We start from the raw sequence: 23,058 nt of genomic DNA on the forward strand, positions 1-23,058 counted from the left end.
GGAGGATACTGAATAAAGTTTGCCGAACGGAACGGAAAGTGTGCACGGACGTGTCTATTCCGTGGGCGCACGACGGTCTCCACGCATCGACCGCTATCGGCACCGTCGATTCTTCACGACGACGGTTCGCCTTCCGAGGACGTCTCCGAAACCCGCTCCGGCGCGACGCGTTCCAACTGCTCGTTCTCGACGAAGACCACGACCCTGTCGTCCCAGAGGCGGAACCGGTGCTCGAAGGCGGTGTAGCCCGACAACTGCCGGGAGACCGCGTTGCGATCGTAGTCCTTCGCGATCACGACCGGCGGCGGGTCCGCGAGCGTCTCGCTCAGGTCGGCGTCGGGTGCCGAACTGGTCACGTTCGCGTCGTAGCGTTCCAGATACCAGGGGAGCGGCAGTCGGTCGTGCCACGCGGGGCCGCCCGGCGGCGCGGTCGACAGCGACGACTCGTTTCTGACGTAGAACACCTCGCCGTCGCCTCCCGGCGGCCGACTGCCGACGAAGAGGACGTCCGCGCCGTCGTCGTCGGCGGCCGAGACCTCGCCGACGACTTCGACCGTCGGCTTCAGGGAGTTCTCGGGCTGGGCCCACTGCAGCACCTGTCTGTCGGCCTCCTCGGTGGAGTTGAAGTACGCGGCGTTCGCGGCCAGCGCGCCGCTCAGGGCCGCGAGCACGACGAGCGCCGCGAGGCCGACGCTCACGGCGTCGCGGGCGGCGAGCGCCTCGCGCGCGGAGTCGATCACGAACCCGACGCCGACCGCGGCCGGGACGGCCAGCGGCACGACGACGTGGACCGCGGCCCAGGGGGCCTGGATGTCGGTCGCGATCGGGTAGCCGAACAGCGACGCGACCGCCCAGTAGGTCGCGAACGTGACGGTCTCGCGCGGTCCCTCGCCGGTGAACCCGTACCGGTCGACGACGACGCCGACGAGGCCGAAGGCGAGGACCGCCGGCGCGCCGTAGATCAGCGTCTCCGCGAGATCGCCGAGGTAGGGCAGGTACGGGTGGTCCTGATGCCCCCCGCCGCCCCAGGTGTCGAACAGCTTCTCGGCCGCGCCGACGGTTCCGGCGTCGACGACGCCCGGGAGCTGTGCGGGGTTCGCGAGGGCTCCCCAGAGGTCCGGTCGCGGCGCGTAGAAGAACACGGTGATGACGAGAAAGAGCGCGACGCTCCCGAGTGCGGTCCCGAGTACGCGAGCGAGTGAAGCCTGCGCCGACGACCCGTGGCCCAGGAGCCGCTCCCGGGCCGACGCCCCCCACGCCGCGAAGACCGCGCGGGCCGACTCGCCGCGGGCCCGCGCCCCGAGCAGTCGGTGGTCCGCGAGCAGCGCGCCCGCCCCCAGGAAGCAGAGCACGTAGAGAAGCGCGTTCGCCTTCGTCGTGAACGCCAGCGCCAGCGAGACGGTCGCGGGGAACGCGTAGCGGAGCCGACCGGTGTCGAGCCCGCGGACGACGAACCCGAGGGCGACGACCGAGAACGCGGCCACGAGGACGTCGTTGCGCATGAACCGCGAGTAGTAGACGACGAGCGGGTTCAGCGCGAGCACCGCCGCGAGCGCGACGAGTTCGGTGTCGCGCAGCCGCTCGCGGAAGAGCCACGCGACGAGCGGGAACAGCCCGCCGACGAGCGCGACCGGGAACCGCGCCGCGAAGTCGGAGACGGGAATCAGGGCGAACAGCCAGTCGTTGACGATCGGGAGGAAGGGGCCGTGGACGATCGGTCGGTACGTGTGCACGCCCGTCTCGTGGTACCGGAGGATCCAGTAGCCGACGCGGCCCTCGTCCCAGTGGAAGATCCGCCCGCCGAGCGCGACGAGGCGGAGGCAGAGTGCGACCACGGTGAAGCCGACGACGCCGAGGAGGACGCGGCGCTCCCGGAGCCGTTCGGCGGTAATTCCGTCTGCGATCGTTTCGGGGGTATCGGCGACCGCGGATTTCTTCGGGGTATCGGCGGCCGCGAACTTCTCGGGGGTATCGTCGCCCGCGGGGCTCCCGGCGGCGCCGACGTCCGAAGGCGTCTCGACGGCGTCGCTCCGGGCGGCCCGGTCGTCCCGTCCTTCCCGGCGTACACCGTCGCTCGCGCCGTCGACCGGCGAATCGGAGGGAGGGTCTGACGCACCGTCGGGGTCGGGGGCCCCGTCCGTCTCGCGCGGGCCCTCGTCAGGGCTCATTGCTGGTGTGTGTCCACCAGGCGGTTACAACTCTTGTGTTTGCCGACGCGCGCGCCGGCCGCAGTCCGTCGCGGACCGCTCGCCACGTCCGTTCGGATATCAGACACGTTGTGCTCGCGTCGGGAGACCGACCGCCTATCGCGCCCCGCGCCCCGCGGCCTGCCGGCGGCGTGCCGATACCTCTTTGACGCCGCCGGCGGACCGCATCGGTATGGTAACGCTCGGATTAGTGGTGGCCGAGTTCAACGCGTCGGTCACCGAGGGAATGGCGTCGGCCGCTCGGGAGGCCGCCGCCGAACGGGACGTCGAGATCGCAGCGGAACTGTCGGTCCCCGGCGCGTACGACTCGCCGCTGGCGGCCGACCGCCTGGCGCGGCGCGAGGACGTCGACGCCGTGGCCGTCGTCGGCGCCATCGTCACCGGCGACACGGACCACGACCGCGTCATCGCCGACGCGACGGCGAAGTCGCTCACGGAGGTGAGCCTCGACCGCGACGTGCCGGTGACGTTCGGGGTCTCCGGCCCCGGGCAGAGCGGGGCCGAGGCGCGAGAGCGGATCGACAAAGGTGCGGAAGCGGTAAACGCCGCGGTCGATATGGTGGAGACGTTGGCATGAGTTTCGACTTCGCAGCCCGCGTCGAACGGGTGGAACCGAGCGCGACGCTGGCAATCAGCAACAAGGCGAGCGAACTGGAGGCGGAGGGCGTCGACGTCGTCGACCTCTCGGTCGGCGAACCCGACTTCCCGACGCCGGAGAACATCGTCGCGGCCGGCCAGGACGCGATGGACGCCGGACACACCGGTTACACGTCCTCGAACGGGATTCCGGCGCTTCGGGAGGCGATCGCCGCGAAGCTCCGCGGCGACGGCATCGACGCCGCGAGCGAGGAGGTCATCGTCACGCCCGGCGGCAAGCAGGCGCTCTATGAGACGTTCCAGACGCTCATCGACGACGGGGACGAGGTCGTCCTGCTCGACCCCGCGTGGGTCTCCTACGAGGCGATGGCGAAGCTCTCGGGCGGCTCGCTGAACCGCGTCGACCTCGCGCCGTACGACTTCCAGCTCGAACCCGCGCTGGAGGACCTTTCGGAAGCAGTCTCGGACGACACCGAACTCCTCGTCGTCAACTCGCCGTCGAACCCGACGGGCGCGGTCTACTCCGACGAGGCACTCGAAGGCGTCCGCGACCTGGCCGTCGAGCACGACGTCACCGTCATCTCCGACGAGATCTACCAGCAGATCACCTACGGGGTCGACCCGACGAGCCTCGCGACGCTCGACGGGATGAGCGAGAGAACGGTCACGATCAACGGCTTCTCGAAGGCGTACTCGATGACGGGCTGGCGGCTCGGCTACCTCCACGCGCCCGAGTCGCTGATCTCCCAGGCCGCGAAGCTGCACTCCCACTCGGTGTCGTGCGCCGTGAACTTCGTCCAGCACGCCGGCCTCGAAGCGATCGAGAACACCGACGAGGCGGTGACTGAGATGCGCGACGCGTTCCGCGACCGCCGCGATATGCTCGCGGATCTCTTCGCCGACCACGGCGTCGACGTCCCGGTCGGCGACGGCGCGTTCTATATGATGTTGCCCGTCGCCGATGACGATCAGGAGTGGTGCGCCGGCGCGATCGAGGACGCCCACGTCGCGACCGTTCCGGGCTCGGCGTTCGGCTCGCCCGGCTACGCGCGGATCTCCTACGCCGCCAGCGAGGAGCGACTCCGCGAGGCGGTCGATCGGCTCGCCGAGCACGGCTACATCTAGTCGGCATCGCTGCCTTCTGGACGACTTCCCCCGACCGATCCGCGTTTCTTCCCGCCGCTCAGCCCGCCGGACACAACCTATTTTATCCGTGCACGCGCACCGTCGAGCGTTGCTTCCCCGCCTCGACGACAGGGCGCGTTCGGTCGGGAGAGAGGCCCTCGACCTCGGGTGGCCGGTCGCCGTCCAGCAGACGCTCAACACGCTGATGCGGACGGTCGACATCCTCGTCACCGGCTTCTTCTCACCGGTCGCGGTCGCGGCGATCGGACTCGCGGACCTCTACTCGCGCATCCCGCTCCGGATCGGGATGGGCCTCGGAAGCGGGGCGATCTCCCTGTCGAGCCAGGAGACGGGCCGGGAGTCGACGGCGACCCGGGACCGCGCTGTCTCTCAGGCGCTGCTCATCGGGGCTCTCTGTGGACTCCCGCTCGTCGCCGTCGGCCTGCTGTTCAGCGAGGCGCTGATCGCGCTGCTCGGTGCCGACGCCCCCGTCGCGCGGGAGGGCGGCCGCTACCTGACGATCGTGTTCGCCGCCGCGCCGATGCGGATCGTCGGCTTCGTCGGCGCGCGGGCGCTGCAGGGGAGCGGCGACACCCGCACCCCGATGGTGATCAACGGCGGGGCGACGGGGCTGAACATCCTCCTCTCGATCACGTTGGGGCTGGGACTCGCGGGGGCGCCGCGCCTGGGGATCGTCGGCGTCGGCGTCGCCACGGCGGTCGGCCGGACCGTCGAGGCCCTCCTCGTCGTCGGCGTGCTCCTCAGCGCGCGCACGTCGCTGTCGCTGGCCCGGCCGCGCGGACTGCTCCTCACTCGCCAGTTGCTCGAAGTGAGCGTCCCCGACATCGCCGGCGGGCTGAGCACCGAGGTCGCGAACTTCCCGTTCAACTCGCTCGTGCTGCTCTTCGGGACCGAGGCGAACGCCGCCTACCACATCGGAAAGCGGATCTACCAGCAGTTCACCGCCCCGCTGTTCAGAGCGTTTCGCACCGTCTCCAGCATCCTCGTCGGACAGGCGTTGGGGGCCGCGCGCCCCGACGAGGCGCGTTACACCGCCCGCGCGATCTCGGGGTTCAGCCTCGCCGCTCTCGGGGCGATGGGCGTCCTGCTGTTCATCGCCGCGGAACCGCTGGCGACGCTCTTCACCCGGGACGCCGCGACCGTCGGGTTCGCGACCGACTTCAACCGCGCGTTCGCCGTCGCGATGGCCTTCATCGGGATCTACTTCCCCCTCTCGGGCGCGCTGAAGGGCGCCGGCGACACGCGGACGCCGTTTTACGCCGGGGTCGTCGGCTCGTACGTGTTCCTCCTGGGCGCGTCGTACCTGTTCGCGGTGGTCCTCGACTTCGGGCTCTCCGGCGTGTACCTCGGCATCGTGCTCTCGTACGTCTCGCGAGCGGCGATCGTCGGGGTCGCGATCCGCAGCGACGACTGGACGGACCTGGCCGCGCGGATGATCGCCGAGCGGGACTCGGCGGACGGGTGAGGCGGCCGCCGTGGTCCCGCGGTTCACTCGCCGTCGCCGACGGCGTCGTCCAGTTCCGAGAGGCGTTCCCGGAGTTCGGCCGGCGAACCCGCGAACAGCCGGCACATCGCTTCCTTCCCCACCGCGCCGCGGTCGTATATCGCGTCGGGCACCGATTCGCGGCCGCGCATCGCGCGCTCGACGGTCCAGGCCATCGTCCCGCCCGCCCGCGCCTCGGTCGGGTCCGCGTCGGGTTCGGTGGTCCTGTCGACCTCGACGGCGTCGAACCGCTCCTCGACCGCGGCGGCGACGGTGTCGTCGAGGCGGACGTTGGCCGCGGCGCCGAGGGTCGGATCGCGATCGCGAGCGGCGAGCAGGAGCCGAGCGACGTGGCTCGACGCGCCTGGCCGGACGTCGCCCGTCGCGGCGACGCCGTCGACGGTCCGGTGGAGTCGCCCCTCGACGGCGGCCACCTCCTCCGTCGAAACCGCGTACGGCGTCGCGACGGCGACGTTCAGCCCGACCTCGGGGACGAGCGCGGAGACGTCGCGGTCACAGAGCGCGCGAACCACGCCCCTCACTGACTCTACCGCGTCGTGCCGGGCGGCGTCGTTGCGGACCCCCGCCAGGTGGTGGACGGATCCGGCCCCCCCGCCGACGTCGAGGCCGTACCGGACCGCCCGGTCGACGAGCGCCTCCGCGCGCCCGACGGCGGCGTGGAGGTCCTCGCCGCCGGCGAGCCCCGCGGCGACGGCCGAGGAGAGTGTACAACCGCTTCCGTGGGTGTTCGCGGTGTCGACGCGGCGCTTCCGGAACGTCCGCGTCTCGCCTCCGGAATAAAGGACGTCGACGAGTTGGTCCTCGGCGAGGTGGCCGCCGGTCACGAGGACGGCGTCGGGGCCGTCGTCGGCGATGGTCTCGGCGGCCGCGCGCATCTCGCGCTCGCCGCCGACGTCGACGCCGGCGAGGACCGCCGCTTCGGGGAGGTTCGGCGTGACGAGCGTCGCCCGGGGGAGCAGTTCCGTCCGCAGGGTCGCCTCCGCCTCGGGAGCGAGCAGTCGGTCCCCGCTCTGGGCGACCATCACCGGGTCGACCACGAGCGGGAAGTCGTAGCCGGCGAGGCAGTCCGCGACGGTCTCGATGATCGCCGCGGAACTGAGCATCCCCGTCTTCGCCGCACCGACGTCGAAGTCCTCGGCGACGGCGCTGATCTGTGCCTCGATCACGTCCGTCGAGACGTCTTCGACGGCCTCGACGCCGCGGGTGTGCTGCGCGGTGACGCTCGTGACCGCGCTGGTGCCGAAGACGCCCAGCGCCTCCATCGTCTTCAGGTCCGCCTGCACGCCGGCGCCGCCGCCGCTGTCCGACCCGGCGACCGTGAGCGCGACGTCGCGGTCGGTCATCGCTCGGCCCTCCGGCCGGCGCTTCTCGCCCGCCTCTCGGTCACGTCTTCCCGAAGCACGACCCACAGCAGACAGCCGAAGGTGACGACGACCGACGCGAGGCTTCCCCAGACGAGCACCGCGAAGGCGCCCGCACCGAGAGTCATCGGTCCACCCCCGTTCCGCCGTCCACGACGGCGTTCCCGTCCTCGGGACTCCGAGCCGACCGATCGTCGAGCGAGTGGACCTCCGACGCGAGCGAACCGCCGTCGAACCGGCTGTCGGTCGCCCGCCCCGCGACTACCGAGAGGACGGCCGAGACGGCCGCCGCGCCAGCGAAGGCGTGGACGAACGAAGCGCCGGGGAGGATCGGGCCGACCACGGGGAGACCGGTCAGAGCGCCGTGGAAGGTCGGGAAGTAGGCGAGTCCGACGGCGAGTCCCAGGACGCTCGCGACCAGGGCGCCCCACTGGGTGGCTCGTTCGGAGTAGAGCCCGTGCAGGAACGGAACGAACGTCGCGGCCCCGAGCAGGTCCGCCAGCAGGAACAGCTCGAGGACGCTGTATCCCTGTGCGCCGACGGTGATCGCACCGGCGGCGACGACCGCGGTGAGCCCGCGAGCGACCGCCTGGAGGGTTCGTTCGTCGGGGTCGTCGAGCACGCGGGACAGGTCGACGGTGACGAGGCTCGCCAGCGCGTTGAACATCGTGTCGGCCGAACTCGTCACGAGCAGGACGACCAGCACGACGACGGCCAGCGTCGCCCACTCGGGGAGCGCCTCCGCGACGACGAGGAAGAAGGCGACGCTCGCGTTGCCCTCCGCGAGCAGCCCCAAACCCGCGGCGGCGACCCCGAACAGCCCCGCGAGCAGGATCATCGGGACGCCGGCGATCGCTGCGGCCGCGAACCCGCGGCGGACGGCGGCGTCGCTCTCGGCGGCGAAGACGCGCTGCCACTGGCCCTGGTTGAACACGTTCGCGCCCGTGATGCCGATCGTCACGAACGCCCCGAAGGCGACCCCCGGCAGGAACGTCGGATCGAGGAGGTCGGGGTTCGTCGCGAACACCGCGGCGTGTATCTCGCCCGGACCGCCGAGTCCCAGGACGACCGCCCCGAAGCCGACCGCGAGCAGCGGCAGGACGACGAGCGTCTGGACCGTGTCGGTGAAGATGCTTGCGACCAGTCCCCCGTAGCCGGTGTACGCGAGTACGAACGCGCCGATGGCGCCGGCCGTGACCCAAGTCGGCACTCCGGCGACGTACGCGAGAGCGCCCGAGGCGGCCGTCATCTCCGCCGCCAGGAAGATGAACATGTAGAACGACGCGATAGCGACGGCGTAGGCGTACATCCACGCGCCGTAGCGCGCGTAGACGTATTCCGTCAGCGAGTGCCCCCGGGGAATGGACTCGCGGATTCGCACGCCGACGGAGACGAAGAGCAGGAGCGGGACCGCGCTGCCGATCGCGTAGCCGAGGACCGCCGCCACGCCGCCGAAGGCCGCGCCGGCCTCGGCGGGGCTGAACAGGATCCACGCGCCCATCCCGGAGGCGACGAGCGTGGCCGCCGTGCCGCCGGTGCCGGTCGACCCCCGGGCGCTGACGTAGTCCTCGACCGAGAGCATCCGCCCCCGCGAGTAGAGCAGCCCCGCGACGGTTACGCCCGCGAGCGTCAGCACCGTCGCGCCCAGTGCGAGCCCGGCTTCGACCACTCTAGACCACCTCCGGACCCGCTCGCTCGTGCGGCCACCGCTCCTCGGTGTAGGCCATCTCCCAGAAGGCGTGTTCGAGTTCGGCGCTCCGGCGGAAGGCGGCCTCCATCTCCTCGCGGAGCGACGGATGCTCCTCGGCGCAGCGGTCGACCAACCCGCGCATCCAGGCGACGGACTCGCGGAACGCCTCGCTCGTGTACTTCTCGATGAAGGGCGTGTATCGGTGCTCGCCGTCGGCGCGGTCGGCCATATGCTCGGCAACGTCGAGGTACCCCCGTCCACAGGGGAAGATGGCCGCCGCGCCCACCGGAAGGGGACTCCCTCGCGCCGTCCGGAGCAGGAAGTCGGTGTACGCCTCGCACGTCGGCGTCTTCCGAACGTCCGTGAGGTCCGCGGCGGTGAGGCCGTGCTCGGCGGCGAAGGACCGGTGGAGGTCCATCTCCTCGTCGACGATGGCGTTCGCCACCTCGAAACAGTGCGCCATCGTCCCCTCGTCGGTCGCCTTCGTCCCGAGGATCGCGAACGTCCGCGCGTAGTCGAGCAGGTACAGGTAGTCCTGTTCGAGCCAGGTTCGGAACGCCGCCTCGTCGAGGCTGCCGTCGGCCAGCTCGCGGACGAACGGGTGTCGCTTCTGTGCGTCCCAGAGACTCTCCCCGGTTTCGAGGAGGTGGTCGCTGAAGCCCATATCCGTCCGGAGCCTCAGCCGCCGCGAATATATAACTGACGAATACAACCAAGTAATATCGAAGTACACGGCCTCCCGGTCCGATGAGTTCGGTTCCGGAGGTCGTCGGGTCCCGGGGGCTCGCCGACGCCAGCCGCAGCATTCCGACTCGGGTCTTATCGGCTCCCCGGCGGCTCGACGCCGTCAGTCCGCGGCCGCGGAAGGCGCGCCCGGCTCCACGTCGGGGACGACGCCCTCTTCGGTCCACCCGCGGGCCTCGTAGTAGTCGTCCAGCGCCGTCTCGAAGCCCTCGATGTCGTAGGGGAGCCGGTCGTCCGCGCGGTCGAAGCCGCGCTGGTTGTTGAAGTGTCGCTCCAGTTCGACGACCCGCGACCCGACGTCGAGGAGGTCCTCGTAGTCCGCGTCGAACAGCGCCTCGAAGCGGTCCGGCGTCATGAAGTCACGCGAGAACCGGCAGACGACCCCGCAGTCCTCGAGCGCCCGCGCGTTCTCCAGTTCGACGAGCTTCTCGGCCTTCGCCGCGTCGAGGCCGTCGGGATCGAACGCGTCCTGGCGCGGGACGAGCGGGTACTCGTAGGCGTAGAAGGTCGCGTACATGTGGTCCGCACCGCGGTTGGCCGTCGCGAACGAGAGTCCCTGCCCGTTCAGCGCGCGGCCGTCGTGAGCGGGGAACTCCAAGCCCTTGACGGTCCAGTTCTCGATCCCCAGTTCCTCGTGGGCGCGGTCGATCCCCTCCGCGAGCGTGTCGCCGACGCCCTCGCGCGCGGCGATCTTCTCGACGGTCTCGCGGACGAGTTCCGCGTCGCCGAAGGCGTCCTCGCTGGCGAGGTAGCCGGCGACGGTGTCGCCGCAGGAGATCACGTCCAACCCGAGGCGGTCACACAGCTCGTTCGACCGCATCACGTCGACGATGTCGTCGACGCCGCAGTTGCTGCCGAAGGACATCACCGTCTCGAACTCCGGACCCTCCGTCTCGACGCCGGTGGCCTCGTCGCGGGTCGGGAGTTTGCAGGCGAACGCACACTGCGAGCAGGTCCCCTTCTTGTACTTCTTCTCCTCGACGCGGTCGCCGTTGATCCCCTCCGCGCCCTCGAAGGACTGCTCGGCGAAGTAATACGAGGGCAGCGCGTCGGTCTCGTTGGCGAGGTCCGTCACCGACGTCGTCCCCTGTCGCTTCATGATGTGGTCGTCGGTCGCGGCCTCCCGGTGGACCTCCATCTGGACCGAGGGGATCTCGACGCCCGGGTCGGCGTCGCCCGCGAAGGTGAGGAGCTTGACGTTCTTCGCCCCTAGCACCGCGCCGAGGCCGCCGCGGCCGAACGCCCGCGACTCGCTGGTCATAATCGACGCGAACCGAACCCGGTTCTCCCCGGCGGGGCCGATGCAGGCCGTGTGCTCCGGTTCGAGCCCGTGTTCGTCGGCGGCGTAGGCGACGGTCTCGGGGACCTCCGCCCCCGCCAGTTCCGGCACCTCCTCGAACTCGACGCCGTCCTCGCGGACGTGGACCGCCAGGAGTTCGTCGCTCTCGCCGGTCACCTCCACCGCGGCCTGGCCCGCCCCGACGAAGTTCCGCGAGAGGAAGCCGCCGGCGTTCGACGAGAAGAGCCCGTCGGTCAGCGGCGACACGCCGGTACAGTTCATCCGACCGGTGAACGACATCCGCGACGCCTGCATCGGACCGGTCGTGAAAAACAGGCTGTTCTCCGGGCCGAACGGGTCCGCGTCGAACGGGATCCGGTCGTGTGCGAGCGCCGTCGCCACCCCCGACCGCCGACGAACTCGGCGAGCGTCTCCTCGATCGGTTCGGTCGCGGTCTCGCGTGCACCCACGTCGATCGTACGAAGCGGTCCCTGCGTGTGCAACATACGAATTTCAACTCGGGGCTCGATAATAAAATGGTGGCATAGATGTGCCGGTGTTCAGACGACCCCGACCGCCCTGACGGGGGCACCGTCGCCGCCGAGCGCCAGGGGGTAGGCCCGGAGTTCGAACCGGTCTTCGACCGCATCCAGACCGGTGAGGTTCTCCAGGACGAGACAGTCGGCCTCGAGCAGCGCGTGGTGGGCGGCGAACCCCTCCGGTTCGCCGTCGTCGGCCGCCGGCGTCGGCGTCGGATCGGGGTTCAGCGTGTCGGAGGCGACGGCCAGTCCCCGATCGGCACACCGCCGTGCGGCCGCCGGCGAAAGGTACGGGTGATCGGCGTATCGGTCGGACCCCCAGTGGTCGTCCCAGCCGGTCCAGAGCACCAGACACTCCGCCTCGGTCGCGGGAACGCGCGCTGCGGGGATCGGTTCGCGCGCGCCGAGGTCCCGGCAGTCGACGCGCACCGCGTCGAAGACGAACCGGTCGAGGGGGTAGTCGTCGAGCGTCTTTCCGTCCGGAACCACGTGCGAGGGGGCGTCGACGTGCGTTCCCGTGTGGCTGCCCAGGTCGACCGACGAGACGCGGTAGCCGTCGGCGTCGTGCGACGCGTGGTCGTGAACTGCCACGTCCGGGTCCCCCGGATACGTCTGCATTCCCGTCTCGATCGGATGGGTCAAATCGACGTGCATTCGAGCGGTGGTTCGTGCTACGGGTACGTAAGCCATGTCACTCGCCACCACAATTTTTATATGTGTCGTCTCACTCTGCTTCTCTTGATATGGTAATACATTACCACCATCGGTGTCGGGCGGGCGATCGGTTCTCCGACCGGGGTGATCGGCCGTGGTGACGCAACTCACGGGCGCCGGGCTCTTGGCGGCCTGGGGGGTCGCGATGATCGCGCTGAGTTACTACATCTACCAGCGGCAGTCGGTGAACGACACGGAGGAGTTCATCACCGCCGGCGGGCGAGCCCAGGTCGGGCTGACGACGGCCTCGTTCGCCGTGACCTGGATGTGGGCGGGCGACATCCTCGGCGTGCCACAGTACGTCGGCATCACCGGCGTCGCGGGCACCTGGATGTACGCCGCCCCCGCCGTGCTCTCCTCGTTCGTGGTCATCCCCTTCGCGCTGCGGATGCGCAAGCTCTTCCCGCAGGGACTGACCTACAGCGAGTACTTCATCGAGCGGTTCGGCAAGTGGGCGCATCTGGTCGTGATCTTCGTGATCCTGTACACGATGGTTCTCGGCGGGGTGATCCAGCTGTTCGTCGGCGGGACGGTCATCGGTGGACTGACCGGCATCGACCCCAACATCGTGATGGCGGTTCTGATGGGCGTCATCGGGGTGTACATCCTCCTCGGCGGCCTCTGGGGGTCGATGACGACCGACTTCGTCCAGTTCGTCAGCGCGCTGGTGTTGACGCTGGTCTTCGTCCCGCTCCTGCTGCTCGAAACGGGAGGACCGGGCCAGGTGTACGACCAGATGGTCGCGAACCTCGGGTCGCAGGCGTCGTCGTTCCTCTCGATGGCGAATCTCAACGCCATCGAGGGGCTGTTCCTCCCCTACGCGCTCGGGCTGGGCGTGTGGGGCGTCGTCTCGCTCGCGACCTGGCAGCGCGTGTTCGCCGTCCGCCGCGACAAGACCTCGCGGTTCCTCACGATCGGCGGGATCGGCGTGTTCACGACCATCGCGATGTACTCCGTCATCGGGTTCGTCGGCCTCGCGGCGTTCACCGACGTCGCGCCGGGCAACCTCTCGATCGAGGCGCTCGGCCTGCTGCCCGACTGGGCGGCGATCCTGTTCCTGCTCGTGGCGCTTATGGTCCTGGGATCGTCCGTCGACTCGTACCTGACGGCCATCGCCAGCCTCACCTCGCGTGACATCTACTACCGACACCTCGACACCGGGGCGTCGGACGAGCAGCAACTCCGGGTCGCCCGCGCCGCTTCGATCGGGTTCGCGGTCGTGATCTTCGTGGCCACGGTGTTCGCGCTCGGTTCGATCAGCTTCGTGCAACTGCTCCTCATCGGCGGCATCGGCGCGTCCGCGCTCGTCGGCCCGTTCGCGCTCTCGCTGTTCTGGAAGAAGACCTCGCAGGCCGGGTTCGTCTCCGGCGTCGTCGTCTCACAGGTCGTGACGGGGTACCTGCTCGCGGCGAGTTACGGCGTCGTTGTCAGCACGCCGGCGCTCAAACTGTGGGAGATAATGGCCGTCGGCCACCTGGTGTCGACGGGGCTCGCCGCCGCCCTCAGCGCGGCCGCCCCCGACGACTTCCGGTTCGATTCGATCGCTCAGAAGGGCTCAGAGATCGCTGCCGACGGCGGCGTCGACGGAGGTGAGGACCGATGATGAGCCAGGGCCTCTTCACCGGGATGATCGTCCTGTTCTGGGTGGCCGAGGCGCTGTTCGGCGCGCTCGTCGTGTACTGGTTCCTCACCCAGGGGTTCGACAGCGATCGGGAGACCGCCGACACGGGGCCGGTAGAGCTCGAAGACAGGACGGAGACGCTGCGGTCGCTGGGACTGTGGGCCGCGTTCTTCGGCGTGCTCATCGTCGGCATCGTCGTCGGCGCGTAGTCACAGCCGTTCGCGGAGCGTCGGCGCCGGTTCGAACGCGCTCCGCGGTCGTACTCCGCCCAGCGACTCCCACTTCCGTAGTAGGTCGTGTTCGTACAGCAGCGCGAACGCCGCCTCGCTGACGCCGCCGTAGGTGAGCGAGGCGAACTCCCAACCGGACCGACCGGCCGGGATCTGGCCGGTCTCCCGAGGACGACGGAAGTCGAGCACGCCGCCCAGTTGGTCCCGTGCGGCCGTCGAGAGGTCCCGCGCCTCGTCGAACCGGGTCAGCGGAAACTCCCGGCTGTCGACGATCAGGATCCCCTCGCGTTCCTCGAGGATCGCGTCGACGTCCGTCCGACCGGCCTCGACGAGCAGGCGAACGACGTCCATCGTCGAGCCCTCCCCGCTGATGGCGTCGATGTAGCGGTCGATTTCGCCGTCGTATTCGACGAGACCGCCGGTGACGAGCCGAGCGTTGATCCCGCGGGAGAGGAGGATTCCGTCCAGCGTGATGCTCGACGGGGCCGCGATCTCCACCTCGGACTCGGAGTCGGTCTCGATCAACGAGACGGGGACCGGACCCACGGACGACCGGTGGAGCGCGGTCAGCAACGCGAACGCGTCGTCGACCCGGTCGGCCGGCACTCGACCGGAGCCGAACACCACTTCGCCGCCGTCCTCGGAGGGGTCGTAGGTGACCTCGCTCGTCAGGGTGGCGATCCGCTCGCGGATCCGCTCGAACCGACCGCTCACGTCCCCGCGCCGGAGTTCCTCGCGTCCCTCGGGCGTCAACCGCCGCCCCTTTCCGGTGACTTTCTCCGTGAGGTTCTCCTCGTCGAGTTCCGACAGCATCAGGCGGATCGTCCGGTCCTTGATCGAGTAGCCGCGCTGTTGCATCAGATCGACGAGCCGGATGCTCCCGATCGGTTCGTTCTCGTCGATGAGGCGGAGCAGATCGTACCGTCGCCTCTCTCCACCGGTGGCCATTTGCTTACTTCGAGCCACGACAGGGGCGGGTAAAAATCCTCCACACCCACGGATCTAAGCGGAAACAGATTACCATATCTCATCCCGACGATCCGTCGCACGTACCGCACCGGGAAATCGCTATTCGCATCTTTGACCCGTTTCTGGTCGGCTCGCTCACCTCAAGATTTTTGAACGCATCGAAACAAGAGCCACTCAAGGTGGAATAGGGATTCCATATAAATATGTCACAGCAAACAGACTCACCACCGTCGAACGAGCGGGTCGAAGCACAGTACGACGAGTATCTGATGCCCATCTGGAAGAATCTCAACGTTCCGATCAAGCGCGCGTCCGGGAGCACGGTCGAGGACTTCGACGGCAACGAGTACCTCGACGTGTTTTCGGGGATCTCGGTGACCAACGCGGGCCACAACAACGAGGCCGTCGTCGAGGCGGCCAAAGCGCAACTCGACGAGTTCGTCCACGGGTGCACGTACGTCCATCCGAACCAGCCGGCCGCGGCGCTGGCGGAGCGACTCGCGGAGGTCACGCCCGGCGACCTCCAGAAGACGTTCTTCTGTAACTCCGGCACCGAGGCGGTCGAGGGCGCGATCAAACTCGCGCGGAAGTACACCGGCTCGAAGGAGGTGCTGGCCCTGGAGATGTCGTTCCACGGCCGCACGCTCGGCTCGCTCGCGCTGACGGGCAACAAGTCCTACAAGGCGGACATGGCCCCGACGATCAACGACGTCGCACACGTCGCGCCGCCGTACGCCTACCGCTGTCAGATGTGCGACGGCGGGCCGTGCTCGTGCGCCTGCGCCGAGGACGTCGAACGCGTGATCGAGACGCACACCGCCGACGACCTGGCGGCCGTCGTCGTCGAGCCCGTGATGGGCGAGGGCGGAATCATCGTTCCGCCGGAGGGGTGGCTCTCGCGCGTCAAGGAGATCGCGCACGATCACGGCGCGCTCCTCGTCGTCGACGAGGTGCAGGCCGGGTACGGCCGGACCGGCGAGATGTGGGCCTCGGACCACTTCGACGTGGTCCCCGACATCATGCCGCAGGCGAAGGGCATCGCGAACGGCCTCCCGCTCGGCGCGTTCACGGCCAGCTCGGAGGTCGCGGACGCGTTCGAGGCCGGCGACCACCTGTCGACGTTCGGCGGCAACCCCGTCGCGTGCGCCGCCGCGCTGGCGACGATCGACGAACTCGAGGGCGGCCTGATCGAGAACGCGAGCGAACAGGGCGCGTGGCTGAGCGACCGGCTCGCGGAACTGGAAGCGGACTACGACGTCGTCGGCGACGCGCGGGGACTGGGGTTGATGCAGGGCATCGAACTCGTCGATCCCGACGAGACCGGACCGATGGGCGTCGCGCCCGCCCCGGACGCCGAACTCGCGAAGTCGGTCGGAAAGCACCTCCGAGAGCGGGGGATCATCATCGGCGTCGGCGGCTTCCACAAGAACGTGATGCGGTTCCAGCCGCCGCTGTCGATCTCCCGCGACCAGCTCGAACGCGCCGTCGAGGGGCTCCGGACGGCCGTCGAGGCGACCCGCGACGGGGGCGCGTGAGATGGACCGAGGCCAGGGAACCAGCGGCGCCGCCGGGGGCCAGGGCACCAGCCGCGCCGCCGCGTTCCGCGAGTCCAACCCGGGGAGCGCGGTCGAACTCCCCTACGCGGGCTTCGACACGTTCCTGAAGCGCGAGATCGCCGACGTCGAGGAGGTCGCCGGCGCGGACGCCGCCGTCCTCGGCGCGCCGTACGACGGCGCGGTCAGCAACCGGCCGGGGACGCGCTACGGACCCCGCGCCCTCCGCCGCGCCAGCGGGTGGCTGGCGTACCTCTCGGGCTACAAGGGCGGGTTGACGAACGTCCGGACCGGCCGCGAGGTCGACTTCGGCGCGCTCGACCTGGTCGACTGCGGCGACGTCCCCGTCTTTCCGATGGACCGCGAGACGACGGCCGAGTCCATCTCCGCGCACGTCGCGACCGTGGCCGACCAGGGCGTGATGCCGGTCCTCCTCGGCGGCGATCACTACTGCACGTTCCCGTCGTTCAGGGGGTTCGCCGAGGGCAGTGACCACGACACCGTCGGCCTGGTCCAGATCGACGCCCACACCGACACGGTGGCCGAGAGCGCCGTGCTGGGCGAGCACTTCCACGGCTCCTCGACGCACCACATCGCCGAGTCGCCGCACACCGACTACGAGCACGTCTCGCAGGTCGGCATCCGCGGCTACGAGTCGCCCGGGTTCTTCGAGTTCGCCGAGGAGAGCGGGCTGTCGCTCTTCACCGTCCGCGACGTCGAGCGGGAGGGGATCGAAGCCGTCGTCGAGGCGGCCGTCGCCGACGCCGCGGCCGACGCCGACGCCGTCTACGTGACCTTCGACATCGACTCCGTGGACCCGTCGGTCGCGCCGGGGACCGGGACCCCCGAACCGGGCGGGTTGAGCGCCTCGCAGGCGCTGACCGTGATGGAGACGCTCGGGCGGCACGGCTCGGTGGGGGCCGTCGACCTGATGGAGGTCTCACCGCCGCTCGATCCGACCGACAACACCTCGCGGCTGGGCGCGTACCTGCTCACGACGCTCCTCGAACAGCGGTTCGCGTAGTCGGGCGCGACTTCCGACTTCGGTGGCACGCGGGAGTTTTTATGTGATGACGCGCCCACTCGGAGGTGTGCACGTCAGCGACCTCCCCGTCCCCGCGGCCGTCCGCGAGCACTACCGCGCGTCGGGCATCGAGGAACTGTACCCGCCGCAGGCCGCCGCCGTCGACGCCGGGATCACCGAGGGCGAGAACGTCGTGGCCGCGATCCCGACGGCGTCGGGGAAGACGCTGATCGCGGAACTGGCGATGCTGACCGCCGACGGCCCGGCGCTGTACGCCGTTCCGCTGCGCGCGCTCGCCCGCGAGAAGTACGAGTCGTTCGCGGAGCTTCCGGGGGTGAGCGTCGGCATCTCGACGGGCGATTTCGACTCGCCCGACGAGGAACTCGGCGAGGAGGACGTCGTCGTCGCGACGGCGGAGAAGGTCGACTCCGCCATCCGGAACGGGGCCTCGTGGGTCGAAGACCTCGCCTGCGTCGTCGTCGACGAGGTCCACCTGCTCGGGCGGGAGCGTCGCGGCCCGACGCTGGAGGTCACGCTCGCGACGCTGCAGCGGCGCGCGCCGGGCGTCCAGATCGTGGCGCTGTCGGCGACGGTCGACAACCCCGAAGACGTCGCCTCGTGGCTCGACGCCGAACTCGTCGAGTCGACGTGGCGGCCGGTGTCGCTCCGGACGGGCGTCTACGACGGCGACGACGTGACGTTCGACGACGGGTCGACGCTCGGAGTCGACGTGCGCGACGTCGGTCCCGACGAGGAGCGCGACACCGAGGCGACGGCCTCGTTGGTGGAGGGGGCGATCGACTCGGGCGGGCAGTGTCTCGCGTTCGTCCGCTCGCGCCGGGAGGCGGAGTCGCTGGCGGCGCGGCTCGCCGAGGCGGAGCTGGCCCCCGACGCTGCCGCCGCGGGCGACCTCGCCGAGGAGATCCGCGGCGTCGACGGGACCGCGACGGGGAGGCGCCTGGCCGCGGCCGTCGAGTCCGGGGTCGGATTCCACCACGCGGGGCTCGTCGACGAGCACCGCGCGCTCGTCGAGTCCGCGTTCCGGGACCGCGAACTCGGCGTGATCTGCGCGACGCCGACGCTGGCGGCGGGGGTGAACGTCCCCGCGCGGCGCGTCGTCGTCCGCGACCTCGAACGCTACACCGGCGAGGAGATGTCGAAACTGCCGGTCCTCGAGGTCCACCAGATGTGCGGCCGCGCGGGCCGGCCGCACCTCGACCCCTACGGCGAGGCCGTCCTCGTCGGCGACGAGCGCACGGCCGAGGACCTCTGGGACCGCTACGTCGACGCCGGCCCCGAGGCCGTCGAGTCGCAACTGGCCGCGCGGGAGGCCCTGCGGACGCACGTCCTCAGCGTGGTCGCCTCCGGGTTCGCCGACTCGACGGCGGGCGTCCTCGACCTGCTCGACGCGACGTTCTTCGCCCCCCAGTCGCCCGACGTCGACCTCTCGGGGCTGCTCGCGACGGTCGCGGGCGAACTCGCGGAGATGGAACTGCTCGACGTGGACGGCGACGCGGGCGGCGCCGCGAGCGCCGACGCGGAGCGGGGTCGCGGGGACGGACCGGATCCGAGGGCGACCGCCAGCCGGGCCCTCGCCGCGACGGACCTCGGGGAAACCGTCTCCAGACAGTACGTCCGCCCGGAGACGGGCGCGCGGTTGATCGAGGGAGTCCGGACGATCGAGTCGATGGCGGACGCCGACGTCACCGCGCTCACGGCGCTGGGCGTCGTCTGCGCGACGCCGGACATGCGCGGGACGTACCTCGGCAACCGCGAGCGCGCCGACGTCTACCGGTACGCCTCGCGGCACGCCGCGGAGTTCACGACCGCACCGGAGGAGGCCGAGGACTTCGAGGCGTGGCTCTGTGCGGTCAAACTGGCGCGACTCGTCTTCGAGTGGAGCGAGGGCGCGTCCATCGAGGCGCTCGTCGACCGCTACCGCGTCGGCCCGGGGGACGTCGAGTCCCACGTCGAGCGCGTGGTCTGGCTCCTCGGGGCCGGCGACGCCCTCGCGGGGACGCTCGGCGCAGACGTCGACGTCTTCGATCGGGTTCGGCGGCGACTCGCCGATTCGGTCGAGGACGCGCCCGGTGACGAGATCGGACGACAACCGCGGTGACGTCGCTGACGACACGAGATCGGACGACAACCGCGGTGACGTCGCGGACGGCGCAGGGACGGGTGACAACCGAAGCGACGTCGGGGCGGGCGGACGACAGCGCCGCCCCCGACGAGGTTTATCAGCCTCCGCCGTGAACTTCGACGGGTATGGCTGGAATCACCTACGAGGACTTCATCGACCTGTCGTTCGAGCCGTCCGACGCCGACCTGGTCTGTACGTTCCGGATCGACCCCGCCGACGGGATGGGCGTCGAATCGGCGGCCTCCCGGGTCGCCTCAGAGTCGTCCAACGGGACGTGGGCGGCGCTCCCGACGGGCGAGGGGTTCACCGATATGCGGGCGATGGCGTTCGAGATCGGGGAGATCGACGACGACTCGGGCACGGGCGCCACGACCGACGCCGCGGAGATCAAGGTCGCCTACCCAGAGGGCCTCTTCGAGCCGGGGAGTATGCCGCAGATCCTCTCCTGCATCGCGGGCAACATCATGGGGATGAAGGCCGTCGACACGATCCGGCTCGTCGACTGCGAGTGGCCCGAGGGGCTCGCGACGTCCTTTTCGGGCCCGCAGTTCGGGTCGTCGGTGCGCCGGGAGATCTTCGGCGTCGACGACCGGCCGATCCTCGCGACCGTGCCGAAGCCGAAGGTCGGCCTCTCGACCGAGCGGCACGCCGAGGTGGGCTACGAGGCCTGGACCGGCGGCGTCGACCTCCTGAAGGACGACGAGAACCTCACTGACCAGGAGTTCAACCCGTTCCACGACCGCCTCGTCGAGAGCCTCGCCGAGCGCGACCGGGCCGAAGACGAGACCGGCGAGCCGAAGTCGTACCTGATCAACGTCACCGCGGGCACGAACGAGATGCTCGAACGCGTCGACCAGGTCGCCGCCGAGGGCTGCGAGTACGTGATGGTCGACGTCGTCACCACCGGCTGGGCCGCGGTGCAGACGGTGCGGGAGCGCTGCGAGGAACTGGGCCTGGCGATCCACGCCCACCGCGCGATGCACGCGGCGTTCGACCGCCTGCCCGAGCACGGCGTCTCGATGCGCGTGCTCGCGCAGGTCGCCCGCCTCGTCGGCGTCGACCAACTCCACACGGGAACGGCCGGACTCGGCAAGCTCGCCAACGAGGACACCGTCGGCATCAACGCGTGGCTCCGTGACGATCTACACGGCCTCGACGACGTCCTGCCCGTGGCATCGGGCGGGCTGCACCCCGGACTGGTCCCGGACCTGCTGGACGCGACCGGCACCAACGTCTGCGTGCAGGCCGGCGGCGGCATCCACGGCCACCCCGACGGCACGCACGAGGGCGCGAAGGCGCTGCGTGCGGCCGTCGACGCCTACGCCGAGGACCGGTCGCTGGAGTCGAAGGCCGAGGAGAGCCCCGCGCTCCGGGCGGCGATCGACGAGTGGGGGACGGAGACGCCGCGGTAAGAGACGAGAGCAATCAGTATCAGTCGGTGTCGGTCCCGACCGGGTCGCCGCCGTGATCGGCCGCCGCCGATCCCGACCGAACCCGGCTCCGATACAGCGCGGTCGCGGCCGCGAAGACGGTCGCCCCGGTCGTGTTGAGGACGAGGTCGACGACCGTGTCCTCCACGTAGAACGCCAGGGACCAGCGGTGCCAGAACGCCTTGAAGAGGAACTCGTAGACCTCGAAGCCGGCCCCGATCGCGAGGACGGCCGGGACGAGCCAGACGGGTGACCGAAGCGTCGGCCCGCGGAAGGTGAACGCCAGGAGCGCCGCCACGCCGAGGCCGCCCATGGCGTGGGTCATCAGGTCCCACCACGGCATCGTGGTGTAGACGTTGTAGTAGACGCCGCCGAAGTGCAGCCCGGAGACGGCGACCGACCAGAGCGCGACCGCGACCCACGCGGCGGTGAGGTGGTCGCCGCGGGGGAGTTCGTTTCGGAGCCGCGAGCCGAGGACCTTCGGCCACGCGGGAAGCGACCGCTCTGCGGGGTAACCCGACGTGCGCATCGTCGCCCACGTCGCGACGAGCGCCAGGAGGAGGGAACCGACCCCGACGACGAGTTTCGGGGAGAGGTGCGGGGGAGTCGCCATCGCTCCTGGGTCGCTCCCACGTCGGTAAAACTCTTCTGTGGCGGATCTGCGTCGCTTCGGTGCGGCCGGCAGTGCCCGACGCGGTCGTCTGCGCCGGCGGACCACTCGTGGACGCCCGCTCAGGCCTCCGCCCACGGTTCCGTCGTGCTCTCGCCGAACAGCTCCCGCATCAGGCTGACGATGCTCTCCGGCGGGAACTGACCGCGCTCGGTGACGATGGCGTCGACGTAGCGCGGCGGCGTCACGTCGAAGGCGGGGTTCAGAACCTCCGGGTCGCCGATCTCCTCGGCCGTCTCCCTATCGACCACCTCGCGCTCGTCGCGCATCTCGATGTCGACGGTGTGGCCGGTCAGGGTATCGGGGTGGAGCTTGATCGTCTGGGCGGCGCAGACGATCGGAGTCCCCCGGTCGCGGGCGTTGACCGCGAGGCCGCTCGTGCCGATCTTGTTGATCACCGACCCGTCGGCGGCGATGCTGTCGGCCCCGACGAGGACGTGGTCGACGTCGTTGAGGTACCGCCGCGCCGCGGAGTCGACGATCAGCGTCACGTCGACGCCCAGCTCGCCGAGCGCCTCGGCGGTGATGTGACCCTGGTTCCTGGGCCGGGTCTCTTTGACGAACGCCGACAGCGACTTCCCCTGCTCGACGGCGGCCTCGACGCAGGCGAGGACGTCCGTCGAGTGGCAGTGGGTCATGATCGTGTCGCCGTCGCGGAGGCGGTTCGCACCCACGCGTCCGAGGTCGGTCTGTGCGTTGTCGAGCCGTCGACAGAACTCCGAGACGCTCGCCCGGACGCTGGCCCGGAGGCGTTCGACGGTCTCGCCTTCGACGTCGCGGAGGACGTACCGGAGCGCGTTCGGGAGGCTGACCGCCGTCGGACGGGTGTCGTAGAGGACGCGGGCGGCCGCCCGGAGTTCCGCGCGGAACGCCTCGGGGGAGTCGGCGTCGCTCCCGGCGGCCTGTTCGCCGAGCGCCTCGGCCGCCGCGGCGGCGATGGTCGCCGCGCCGCGGATCTCCATCGAGCCGATGTCCTCGGCGGTGCGGGCGACGGCCGGCGATACCTCGACCTCGGGTGGCGAATCGCTCATACGGCTCCTTCGGGCCCCCGACAAAAAAGCGCGCGCCCGGCGCCGCGGCGGTCACGCGAGGGGCGGCCGGCGCGGTCGCTCTATAGGTACTGCTCGATCAGCGACCGGAGCGTCGACTCGTCGCGGACGCCGACGACCTGCTCGACGGCGTCGCCGTCGCTGAAGAGCTGGAGGGTCGGCACGCCGCGGACCTGGTACTGCTGGGCGAGCTGCTGGTTCCGGTCGATGTCGACCTTCGCGACCGCGGCGTCGGTCGAGGCCGCCAGCGACTCGACGGTCGGTTCGAGCATCTTGCACGGACCGCACCAGTCCGCGTAGAAGTCGACCAGCACGACGTCGTACGTCGAGATCGCGTCCTGTAGCTCGTCGGACCCGTTGACGTGGATCGGTTCGCCGGGCACGGAGGCCTCCTCTTCGGACTCGTCGGCGGTCTCGTCCCCGTTCAGCTGGGAAGCAAGCTCCTCGCGCTTCTGCGCGCGGATCTCGTCGATCTCGTTGGGTGATTCGCTCATCACCACCTCGTTGGAGGGCGTAGAATAAAACAGTTTTGCAAACTACGGGCAATACAATCGCACAAAACGATCCGGTACCGGGCGTCGGGCGGAT

General features: G+C 70.1%; 19 protein-coding genes and 1 pseudogene. 9 read left to right on the plus strand and 11 right to left on the minus strand.

Translation table 11 applies throughout. The features are described 5' to 3' along the window. Window positions 1–113: 113 nt before the first annotated feature. Entirely contained in the window at window positions 114–2,168 is a 2,055-nt protein-coding gene (locus DV707_RS08670) for a flippase activity-associated protein Agl23 (protein ID WP_136361838.1), read from the minus strand. Window positions 2,169–2,379: 211 nt separating this feature from the next. Between DV707_RS08670 and ribH the strand changes: the two genes are divergently transcribed. From ribH to DV707_RS08685, 3 genes are all read left to right on the plus strand, one after another. Then, window positions 2,380–2,784: a 6,7-dimethyl-8-ribityllumazine synthase gene (gene ribH, locus DV707_RS08675; RefSeq protein ID WP_103992167.1), complete on the plus strand. Its 405-nt coding sequence runs from the start codon at window positions 2,380–2,382 to the stop codon at window positions 2,782–2,784. Beyond that, window positions 2,781–3,929: a pyridoxal phosphate-dependent aminotransferase gene (locus tag DV707_RS08680; RefSeq protein WP_103992168.1), complete on the plus strand. Its 1,149-nt coding sequence runs from the start codon at window positions 2,781–2,783 to the stop codon at window positions 3,927–3,929. Before ribH ends, DV707_RS08680 begins: the two co-directional genes overlap by 4 nt. A gap of 109 nt (window positions 3,930–4,038) precedes the next feature. Next, window positions 4,039–5,415 carry an MATE family efflux transporter gene (locus DV707_RS08685; protein WP_235010795.1) on the plus strand — a complete coding sequence of 459 codons (1,377 nt, stop codon included), beginning with the start codon at window positions 4,039–4,041 and terminating at the stop codon, window positions 5,413–5,415. 23 nt (window positions 5,416–5,438) lie between these two features. Here the strand turns inward: DV707_RS08685 and thiD are convergent, their stop codons facing one another. The 6 genes and pseudogenes from thiD to DV707_RS08710 form a co-directional block, all read right to left on the minus strand. Next, window positions 5,439–6,797: a bifunctional hydroxymethylpyrimidine kinase/phosphomethylpyrimidine kinase gene (thiD, locus tag DV707_RS08690; RefSeq protein ID WP_103992169.1), complete on the minus strand. Its 1,359-nt coding sequence runs from the start codon at window positions 6,795–6,797 to the stop codon at window positions 5,439–5,441. Next, window positions 6,794–6,943 carry a hypothetical protein gene (locus tag DV707_RS18450; RefSeq protein WP_160113937.1) on the minus strand — a complete coding sequence of 50 codons (150 nt, stop codon included), beginning with the start codon at window positions 6,941–6,943 and terminating at the stop codon, window positions 6,794–6,796. The genes thiD and DV707_RS18450 overlap by 4 nt, the downstream gene beginning before the upstream one ends. Beyond that, complete coding sequence (locus DV707_RS08695) at window positions 6,940–8,484, minus strand: sodium:solute symporter family transporter (protein WP_103992170.1); 1,545 nt, start codon at window positions 8,482–8,484, stop codon at window positions 6,940–6,942. The genes DV707_RS18450 and DV707_RS08695 overlap by 4 nt, the downstream gene beginning before the upstream one ends. Window position 8,485: 1 nt before the next feature. Continuing rightward, a complete protein-coding gene (tenA, locus tag DV707_RS08700) occupies window positions 8,486–9,169 on the minus strand; it encodes a thiaminase II (protein WP_103992171.1) in 684 nt (227 codons plus the stop codon). 183 nt (window positions 9,170–9,352) lie between these two features. Beyond that, window positions 9,353–11,034: pseudogene (locus DV707_RS08705) on the minus strand (aldehyde ferredoxin oxidoreductase family protein). Window positions 11,035–11,088: 54 nt separating this feature from the next. Beyond that, on the minus strand, window positions 11,089–11,721 hold the full coding sequence (locus tag DV707_RS08710) for a cyclase family protein (protein ID WP_103992173.1): 633 nt from the start codon (window positions 11,719–11,721) through the stop codon (window positions 11,089–11,091). 157 nt (window positions 11,722–11,878) lie between these two features. Between DV707_RS08710 and DV707_RS08715 the strand changes: the two genes are divergently transcribed. Together DV707_RS08715 and DV707_RS08720 are read left to right on the plus strand one after the other, a co-directional pair. Then, entirely contained in the window at window positions 11,879–13,384 is a 1,506-nt protein-coding gene (locus DV707_RS08715; protein WP_235010796.1) for a sodium:solute symporter family transporter, read from the plus strand. Then, window positions 13,381–13,611, plus strand: a complete 231-nt coding sequence (locus DV707_RS08720) for a hypothetical protein (RefSeq protein ID WP_136361839.1) — start codon at window positions 13,381–13,383, stop codon at window positions 13,609–13,611. The genes DV707_RS08715 and DV707_RS08720 overlap by 4 nt, the downstream gene beginning before the upstream one ends. On the opposite strand, the gene DV707_RS08725 is transcribed toward DV707_RS08720, so the two are convergent. Beyond that, window positions 13,612–14,580, minus strand: coding sequence for an NrpR regulatory domain-containing protein (locus tag DV707_RS08725; protein ID WP_103992176.1), 969 nt, complete (start codon window positions 14,578–14,580; stop codon window positions 13,612–13,614). A gap of 224 nt (window positions 14,581–14,804) precedes the next feature. Here DV707_RS08725 and DV707_RS08730 point away from each other — a divergent pair, with 224 nt between their 5' ends. The 4 genes from DV707_RS08730 to rbcL all read left to right on the plus strand — a co-directional run bounded on the left by DV707_RS08730 (window position 14,805) and on the right by rbcL (window position 20,733). Next, window positions 14,805–16,136, plus strand: a complete 1,332-nt coding sequence (locus tag DV707_RS08730; RefSeq protein WP_103992177.1) for an aspartate aminotransferase family protein — start codon at window positions 14,805–14,807, stop codon at window positions 16,134–16,136. A 1-nt stretch (window position 16,137) separates the two neighbouring features. Beyond that, window positions 16,138–17,178: an agmatinase family protein gene (locus DV707_RS08735; protein ID WP_103992178.1), complete on the plus strand. Its 1,041-nt coding sequence runs from the start codon at window positions 16,138–16,140 to the stop codon at window positions 17,176–17,178. A 67-nt stretch (window positions 17,179–17,245) separates the two neighbouring features. Next, a complete protein-coding gene (locus DV707_RS08740) occupies window positions 17,246–19,297 on the plus strand; it encodes a DEAD/DEAH box helicase (RefSeq protein ID WP_103992179.1) in 2,052 nt (683 codons plus the stop codon). 149 nt (window positions 19,298–19,446) lie between these two features. Further along, window positions 19,447–20,733, plus strand: a complete 1,287-nt coding sequence (gene rbcL, locus DV707_RS08745) for a type III ribulose-bisphosphate carboxylase (protein ID WP_103992180.1) — start codon at window positions 19,447–19,449, stop codon at window positions 20,731–20,733. Window positions 20,734–20,752: 19 nt separating this feature from the next. On the opposite strand, the gene DV707_RS08750 is transcribed toward rbcL, so the two are convergent. The 3 genes from DV707_RS08750 to trxA form a co-directional block, all read right to left on the minus strand. Further along, window positions 20,753–21,364: a hypothetical protein gene (locus DV707_RS08750; RefSeq protein ID WP_103992181.1), complete on the minus strand. Its 612-nt coding sequence runs from the start codon at window positions 21,362–21,364 to the stop codon at window positions 20,753–20,755. Between the two features lie 119 nt (window positions 21,365–21,483). Next, window positions 21,484–22,452, minus strand: a complete 969-nt coding sequence (locus DV707_RS08755; protein ID WP_103992182.1) for a ribose 1,5-bisphosphate isomerase — start codon at window positions 22,450–22,452, stop codon at window positions 21,484–21,486. Between the two features lie 80 nt (window positions 22,453–22,532). Continuing rightward, window positions 22,533–22,964, minus strand: a complete 432-nt coding sequence (trxA, locus tag DV707_RS08760) for a thioredoxin (protein ID WP_103992183.1) — start codon at window positions 22,962–22,964, stop codon at window positions 22,533–22,535. Window positions 22,965–23,058 lie beyond the last annotated feature (94 nt).

Origin of the sequence: Halobellus limi (assembly GCF_004799685.1) — an archaeon.
GTDB classification, from domain to species: Archaea; Halobacteriota; Halobacteria; order Halobacteriales; family Haloferacaceae; genus Haloquadratum; species Haloquadratum limi.